Here is an 8,233-nt window from a genome sequence, read left to right on the forward strand (position 1 = left end):
GAGACCCGACGTCTGCTGCAAACGACCCGCATCGGCTACGCGGTGGTGGACCTGAAGCTGGGCAACGAATCCGGGCTAGAGGCCGTGCAGGCATTCCACGAACACGACCCCGCCACGCGGATCGTGGTACTGACCGGGTTTGCGAGCATCGCCACGGCGGTCAACGCCGTCAAACTCGGCGCCTGCAACTACCTCGTCAAACCCTCGAACACTGACGACATCGAGGCCGCCTTCAGCTCGACACCGGACGACGTCTCCACCGAGGCCCCCTCACGCACCACCTCCATCAAGACACTGGAGTGGGAGCGCATCCACGAGACCCTCATGGAGACGGGCTTCAACATCTCCGAGACCGCCAGACGACTCGGCATGCACCGGCGAACGCTCGCCCGAAAGCTGGAAAAGCGCCGCGTGCGGTGAGGCGGGTGCTCGGTGACCGTCGCCACGACCCCTAATCGCGTCAGACAGCGGCGGGGCGACATCATCAAGCCACCACCCCGGGGCCCCTGCCTAAGACTGACGACACACTCCGCCTGCGCCGTCGACCAGAACGACCTTGCCGGCACACGTTCCCGGCCGCTAAATTGATGACCTGATGCGGCGCCGGGAAAGGCCGCCGCTGTCTTCCGACCGACTTGCAGGGATGCAGCCCCATGAAAGGAGTCATCGTGGTGGGCGATACCACCAGTCACGGCGGCCGCGTGATCACCGGCCAAAGTCAGTACCGTATCGACGGCAAGCCCGTTGCCTGTGTCGGGGACAAGGTCACCTGCCCGATCAAGGGACACGGGACAACCACCATCATCGAAGGCCATCCGACCATGACCGTGGGCGGCAGGCGCGTCGCCCTGCACGGACACAAAACGGCCTGCGGCGCCAGCCTCATCTCGTCGCACGGGGGATACCATTCCCACGAATAGGCTGGCGTGGCGCGACCCGGAGTCGCCATAGGACGGGACCAGCCACGCAGGGAGACCGCAGCCAGCCGGACTATTCATCACCCCGGAATCGGGCGATTGCGGCACCGCCACGGGAAAGGGGGCAGGCCCCGTCGGCACCGGTCCGGCCGCCCAGTCGAGGCGGGCGGGGTCGGGGGTCCAGGTGAACTCCACGGTCACCCCCTTGAACACCATGGCCAAAGCATCGTGCGCTTCGGCGACGCCGCGGTACGGCTCGAGCTGGCCGCGGTGCTGGCCGAAGAGGCTTCAGCCAGACCACACTCCCCAAAAGCAGCGCCTTTACGAATTACCGGTAACTTCCGTCCGGCTGGTGCTTGAGGCCACGGTAGCTCGGGAAGTAAATGTGATGCTCCTCCTGCCATTGACGGGACAAGCGGACTGCCTTGTTGATCTGTTCCTGTGTCATTTTTTTGGCTAGGCGACTCTTTCCCTCAACACCTGAAGTACCACTCAGGTCATAATACTTATATGCAAGCACCAGGCTCTTTTTTGTCCCTACTCCTTTCTCATAAAGCTCGGCCAACCACGGAAAACTGAACATCCTGTCACCATACTTGGCCTCAGCGGAACGCTTGGCCCAATAGAAAATTTTTCTTTCATCACGATCGACTCCTTGCCCCCCTCGATAGATCCTGGAAGCCGCATAGCCCGATTGGTGATCTCCAGCAGTCCCGGCTTTCTCGAACCAATACAGGGCCTTGTGTATATCTTCTGAAAAAACATCCTGCATTTTCTCCCCCCAATAAGCGCGGGCCAGCTCCCTTTGCGCACGGACATGGCCGCCTTTTTCCGATGCGACAAGCAACTCCACAGCCTTTTCATTATTTTTCTCCACGCCGTATCCGCCGTAGTACATGAGACCAAGCGTCAATGCCGCATCCGCAGCCCCTTTCTCCCATGCCTTCTTCAGAAAAGCCGCTGATCTTTCATTATCCCTCTCTATACCGCATCGCCTTTCCCCGTTGAGAGTGACGATCCCCGTTAGATACTGGGATCTGGCGCTATCACCCGTCGCCCATGAGTCGATCGTGTCACAGGATGACCCGCCTATAACCTCATTGAGGGTGTCATCCGTCGGATCGTCAAACAAAACCTCGGCCTGAGCCGGCAGGCAGACAAATAGCACGGAGAAAAGCAGCGCTCGAAAAAACATGAACTAGAACCTCATCGTGAACTCGTCCTGCTCGATATCATAATCAGAGCGTCGATCGACGAATGTCAGCCTCAAACGCACGCCATCACTCAATTCGGCATCGCTGAACGATCTTTCGTAGCGCACGAAGCGTCGTGCGCTTCGGCGGGGTTGCGGTACTGCTCGAGCGGGCCGCGGTGCCGGCCGAAGAGGCTTCAGCCAGACCTCCCCCTAAAGCAGCGCCCTTACAAATTACCGGTAACTCCCGTCCGGCTGGTGCTTGAGGCCACGGTAACTCGGAAAATAGATATGATGCGTCTCCTGCCACCGGCGAGAAAGGCGAATAGCTTTTTTTATCTGATCCTGTGTCATTTTCTTGGCGACCCGCGCCTTCCCCTCGACACCAGCGGTTCCATTGAGGTCATAGTACTTGTAGGCGAGGACCAGATCCCTCTCTGTGCCGATACCTTTCTCATAATAGCGCGCAAGCAGATTGAAACCTGTCGTCGCATCCCCATACTTGGCTTCCGAAGACACCTTTGCCCAATAGAACATCTTGTCTTCGTTCCGCTCGACGCCTTCTTCTCCGCCGTAAATCCAGGAGAGTGCATAAGCAGCGCTTCTATCACCGGCATGACCAGCCTTCTCAAGCCAGCAAACGGCCTTATCTATTTCCTCATCGAAAACATCCTGCATTTCTTGCCCTCTATAGGCCCAACCCAGCTCCCTTTGCGCACGGACATGGCCGCCTTTTGCCGATGCGACAAGCAACTCCACAGCCTTTTCATTATTTTTCTCCACGCCGTATCCGCCGTAGTACATGAGACCAAGCGTCAATGCCGCATCCGCAGCCCCTTTCTCCCATGCCTTCTTCAGAAAAGCCGCTGATCTTTCATTATCCCTCTCTATACCGCATCGCCTTTCCCCGTTGAGAGTGACGATCCCCGTTAGATACTGGGATCTGGCACTATCATCCGTCGCCCAGGAGTCGATCGTGTCACAAGACGCCCCGCCTATAACATCATTGAGGGTGTCATCCGTCGGATCGTCAAACAAAACCTCGGCCTGAGCCGGCAGGCAGACAAATAGCACGGAGAAAAGCAGCGCTCGAAAAAACATGAACTAGAACCTCATCGTGAACTCGTCCTGCTCGATATCATAATCAGAGCGTCGATCGACGAATGTCAGCCTCAAACGCACGCCATCACTCAACTCGGCATCGCTGAATGACTTTTCGTAGCTCAGGATGACCTCACCCTCTTTCTTACCAACCTCAATATCACCTACTTTGTTCGGCTCCCCCGGGTCCATCCCCTGACCATCCGCGGATCTCAAATAGTCGTCTCCTTGGGTCTTCTTCAGATTGAATTTCAGAAAAGGCTTACCACCAGTGCGCGCATTTATCGCCCCCCTCACCTCCATCGCCACCAGATCGGGCAGGGTGATGGTCAGGTACAGGGTGCGCCCGGCGGGCGACCTGGTGGTCTCGGCCGGCACAGGGGATGGGGTGGGGCCCGTCGGCACCGGTCCGGCCGCCCAGTCGAGGCGGGCGGGGTCGGGGGTCCAGGTGAACTCCACGGTCACCCCCTTGAACACCATGGCCAAAGCATCGTGCGCTTCGGCGAGGTCGCGGTACGGCTCGAGCTGGCCGCGGTGCTGGCCGAAGAAACTGCGGTTGAGCCACATCCCCACCGCTGGCGGCACCAGCAGGGTCGTGCCCTGCGCGAGCCACAGCGTGACGAGCATGCCGGTTACGGCGATCGCGCCGCTGAACGGCGGCGGCGCCCCCAGCAGGGCGATGATGCCGCCGGTGAGGGTGGCGGCGCCGAGCGCCGCTTTACGCCCCATGAGTTCGACGGACAGCCCCAGTCGCCGCCCGTGAGCCGCCTCGCTGAGGGTGGACAGACCGTCGTGGAGGGCCAGGACACTGGTGAAGAGCCCGAGTGTGCGCCCTGTTATCCGCCAGCCAGGGGAGTTGGTAACGGGTAGCACCGAGGCGGCGTCACTGCTGATCATCCAGGCATGGATCGCGGCGTAGTCACCAACCACATTCAGGCCGGTACCGATGTAGTTGGCGGTGTCGCCGATACTCGCCCACCAGCCGTTCTCCTCGGCAAGGTGCTCGCGCTCGCGGTCGAGCACGCCCAGGCTGCCGGCGAGGGTGATCAGCCGCGCGACCTGTTGACCCAGTGCGTTGGCGCCGGTGAATTTGCTCACGCTCGCCTGGGCGTTGGCACGCAGGCGGTCGGCCCGCGCGGCCCAGGCCATTGCCGTGCGGGCCTGCTCGTCGTCGGCGATCTCCGGAAGTGCCTCGAGCCCCGCCTGTCCCTCCGGGGTTGCGGGCAGTTCGACTTCGATCCTGCGCGGGTTATCAGCGATGGGTGGGGCGAAGTTGCCCCCACGGCCGTCGATGAAATGCAGCGCCTCGCGCTTGTCGTCTTCGTCAGCATCGCTATGTTCGGTGCAGCCATGCGCGAGCTGGCGCAGCCAGCGCCGATATTCGCCCACGGTTACGGTGACGCGCACGGGGCGCGACGGGGGCTGGGCGTCGTCGCCCCGGACGTTGGGATCGCCGATCTCGATGATCTGGACGTAACGCACGAGGGTGCGCAATGCGGCATGCGCGGCGGCACACTCATGCCCGTCATCCCGATCCGTCGCGTTGCCAGAGCCGCTTTCGCGCGACTCGCCCCGCAGGGCCGCCGCGCTCTGGTGGCTGGCGAGTGCGGCACAGGCGTTGCCGGTGGCCTGTAGCAGGGCGGCAAGCAGGGTGGGATAGCGGTTGTGGAGCTGCTCGCGCTCGCGGGTGCCCAGCCCGGACCGGGCCGTCTCGAAGCGTGCCAGCCAGGCGGGGTCCGAATCGGGCTGGAAGGCGGCTCCCGATTCCACGGCGGTGACGGCATCGACGGCGGCGTCGATGAGTCCGCGCTGGTTGGCGAACAGCGCCCGCACGAGCACGGCGTCACGCTCGCCGAGTGCGCCGGAGAGCCCCTGCCACAGCGTGGCACTGCTCGAGCCCATGATGCCGCCGCGCAGGGCGTTGGCCACCAGTCCGGTGGCGCCGAGGCCGCTGGGGTAATCGTGCTCGCTGTAGCGGGCGAGCGCGTCACCGAGGTGGGCCTGTACCCAGGCGGCGTAATCGTCGTCCATGGCTTCGAGCAGGGCGCGAGTGGTGTGCAGCCGTTCGCCGTAACGCCGCTCGAAGGTCTCGACGTCGTCGACACGGTAGTGGTCGCTCAGCTGTTCGTCATACTCGCCGACGATCTCGTCGACCCGGGCCTGGTCGCTGGCACGCTGTGCCTGTTCGATGGCCTGGCCATACTCGCTCTGCGACATCGCACGCCGGTTCCGCCATAGGGCGATGGCTCTCACGTAACCGTTCTGCCAACGCTGCTTCGACGCCGGGGCTGGTGTACTTTTGATGCGGTCTTCGTAGTTGGCCTTGATCTGCTGGAGTTCGGCCTGAGGCGTACGCGCCTGCGCCCGTTCCTCGACGAGCGCGTCCCCGGTCTCGTGGACAGAGGTGCGGAAGGCCTCGATCGCCTTCGCCCCCAGCAGCCGGCGACGGTTGGCACCCCCGTCGGCGTCGAGGAACGCCTCCAGCCCGGCCAGGGCCTGGTGGCGGTAGGCATTGAGCTCATCGATAATGCCGAGCTCGTCGTTGACCGCGAGGATCAGCCCCCGGCCCTGGTAGCGCGCGGCGGCGTGTGCCAGACGCGCGTCCATGGCCTCGCGCAGGGCCTCGGCGTCATAGTCGATCGCCTGGTAACCACTGGCGAAGAAGTGCGTGTACAGCGCCCAACGCCCGGGGCTGTACTCCGCCACCCGCTCGGCCAGCGTATCGACGCCGAAGGCGTGGGGCACGGACCGCCCCGCCACCCACGCCGGGATGTCGAGCGACTGCATGTGCCGTTTCCGCCACGCCTCGTCCGTCCCGATGCGGCGGATATGCGCGAGCGGCCACGGATGTTGCGTGAACGCGTAATACACGCGCCTGGCGGTCTCGACGCTCGGCAGGGTGATGAACGCCGCGTTCAGCGCCTCGTTACGCCTGTCGTTGCAGGGGAAGCTGAGCTCACCGGGGGCCACCGGGGGATGCGCGACCGGGAACTGGTAGAACTTGCCGGTATCGGTAATGGCATAGGCGTACCAGTGCAGCCCTTCGGGATGCTCTTCGTCGTAGAGATAGAGATAACCCGGGCGCATCTGGCGCAGGATGTACTTGTTCGCGTGCCACGTCGTGCTCTCCCCCAGCTGCGCCCGCGCCTCGTCATCGAGCTCCCGGCGCTCGCTCCGCCCTTCGGGGAAGGCCTCGTCAAGACTCACGCCCGTGAACGCCGCCACTTCAGCATCCGACAGCCCGGGAATGGACGAGTTGATCAGCGTGCGCTGGCACACCGCGTAGCGCACCGGCAGGATCGGTAGCCCCACGCGCTCACAGTAACGGCATCGCCCCTGCTCCAACCCCGTGCACAGGTGCTCCGCGGCATAATCACGAGCGTCCGTTTCCGTCATGTTGCCTCGACCTCCATGTCCTCTCGGATGGCCTGCCAGTCTGCCGCGCCCAACCGCTTCACCAGGACGGAATACGAGCGCTTCCCTCCGCATTCATTCAGAAGGGAGCGCATGCGTGGATGGCGATGGAACTCCGGGTGGACCCGGACCCCATGGGCAACGAACTCGATGATCTCGCGACCACCGGACAGGCCGAAGCCTGCAGCCTGTTCGATCAGTCGATCGATTACAGCGGGCTCGTTTTCGAGCTTTTGGCGCTCTGCGTCCTGCTCCAGAAACTCGATACAGCGATTGAGCCTCGCGATGCGACGGATAGCCCCCCACTGTGATTCGCTAAGCGTCAGCCGCCCGAGACTCCGCAGCGGCTCGTGCGGCGAAATGCGTATTACCCGTCCGGTATGATCGGGGAAATACCACCCATCGACGGGGCCCAGCAGAATTGACAGCTGCCGCGGCGTCAGGATATCCACCAGACGCGCCAGGATTCGGGGGTCGTGGAAGCGCAGCAACGCGTGCCGGCCGTCCGAGGTGCGTTGTGCGAGTTGCCGCCCGAGATAGCCTGCAATGGCCTCGGGCCTCACCGATGCCACCAGCCACCCACATACCGCGCGCGGCATGACCGGGCTGACTGGCAGGTCCGCCAGTGCTTCGCTGACGGCCCGTCGAACCGCCACGGGATCGTCCGGAAGGCGCTGGATCCGCAACTGCTGCGTTGCCGGAACGTCGACAAACCGATTGGCTATCCGCGCACTACGCTGATCCGACCCGCGGGCAGCGTCACCCGGGCCAGCCGATGGATCCGTTAAGCCGTGCACGTGCTGGCCCGCTTCAAGTGCGCAGAGAAGCGCATCGAGCCCGTTTACGGGCTGAACGGCGTCACCTGCCACCGGCATCACTCCTCCACGAGACCTTCACCGCCCGTGGAGGCATCCCGATTCTTGCGCGAGCACAGCTCGTCATCCCCTTCCGGCAGGTCGGGGAGGGACTGCCCCGTGCTCGCCGGGCCGCCGAAGGCGTGCTGCGCCCCCTTTACGTCTATGGCCCCGGGGGCGTGAATATCGATGCTGCCGTCCTTAATCCGGATGTATCCGCCACCGCTGCTCAGCAGGATCTCGCTGGCCGCGCTTATCTCCACCCGCCCGGCGGATGAGGAAACCGTCACGTCCTTTTCGGCGGCGAGGCCGATGGCGCCGGTGTGTGCGTGGATATCGACGTTGCCGCGTGCGGCGAAGAGCTTGATGCCGGCACGCTGGACGAACAGCGAGAGGCGTTGGGTGATGGCGGCGACGAGGCTGCCGCCGGTGGCGATGTTGACGTCCTCGCCGCTGGAGACGCTGAGCGCGCCGCCCTGGGCGAGGTGGGTGGAGGCGGGGGTGGTTGCGGTGATGCCTGCCGGCGAGGCGAGGTGCAGCCAGGGGGCGCGGAGCCCGGGGGTCTCGCCGCGCCCGCCGGTCTCGCTGGCGCGGCGGGCGCTGGACTGATCGCCGCCGGCGCTGACCTGCTCGCTGTTGCCGTAGGTGTGCTCGGCGTCCTCGCCGGCGTGCTGGAGCTCGGTGTGCGCCTCGAGCGCCTCGGCGCGGTGGGCGGTGGCGCTCCCGGAGAGGCGCTCGGCGAGGCGGTGGGCGCT

The 8,233-nt window shown here is 63.9% G+C and carries 7 protein-coding genes; 2 read left to right on the forward strand and 5 right to left on the reverse strand.

Annotated elements, in window-relative coordinates:
- Window positions 1–420 (forward strand): response regulator transcription factor (locus tag G7A99_RS14210; RefSeq protein ID WP_163141250.1); only part of this gene is annotated, 420 nt, incomplete at its 5' end.
- 233 nt (window positions 421–653) lie between these two features.
- Complete coding sequence (locus tag G7A99_RS14215) at window positions 654–920, forward strand: PAAR domain-containing protein (RefSeq protein WP_163141253.1); 267 nt, start codon at window positions 654–656, stop codon at window positions 918–920.
- 325 nt (window positions 921–1,245) lie between these two features.
- On the opposite strand, the gene G7A99_RS14220 is transcribed toward G7A99_RS14215, so the two are convergent.
- The 5 genes from G7A99_RS14220 to G7A99_RS14240 all read right to left on the reverse strand — a co-directional run.
- Window positions 1,246–2,112 (reverse strand): tetratricopeptide repeat protein, encoded by an 867-nt coding sequence (locus tag G7A99_RS14220; RefSeq protein WP_163141256.1) that lies wholly within the window; start codon window positions 2,110–2,112, stop codon window positions 1,246–1,248.
- 231 nt (window positions 2,113–2,343) lie between these two features.
- The gene (locus G7A99_RS14225; protein WP_163141259.1) at window positions 2,344–3,210 is read right to left on the reverse strand and encodes a tetratricopeptide repeat protein; all 867 of its coding nucleotides are present in this window, start codon (window positions 3,208–3,210) and stop codon (window positions 2,344–2,346) included.
- Window positions 3,211–3,213: 3 nt separating this feature from the next.
- A complete protein-coding gene (locus tag G7A99_RS14230; RefSeq protein ID WP_163141262.1) occupies window positions 3,214–6,606 on the reverse strand; it encodes a T6SS effector BTH_I2691 family protein in 3,393 nt (1,130 codons plus the stop codon).
- A complete protein-coding gene (locus G7A99_RS14235; protein ID WP_163141265.1) occupies window positions 6,603–7,493 on the reverse strand; it encodes a DUF4123 domain-containing protein in 891 nt (296 codons plus the stop codon). The genes G7A99_RS14230 and G7A99_RS14235 overlap by 4 nt, the downstream gene beginning before the upstream one ends.
- A gap of 5 nt (window positions 7,494–7,498) precedes the next feature.
- Window positions 7,499–8,233, reverse strand: a 735-nt coding sequence (locus G7A99_RS14240; protein ID WP_163141268.1) for a DUF2345 domain-containing protein, incomplete at its 5' end; no start/stop codon positions are given.

It is taken from the genome of Arhodomonas sp. KWT (assembly GCF_010993615.1).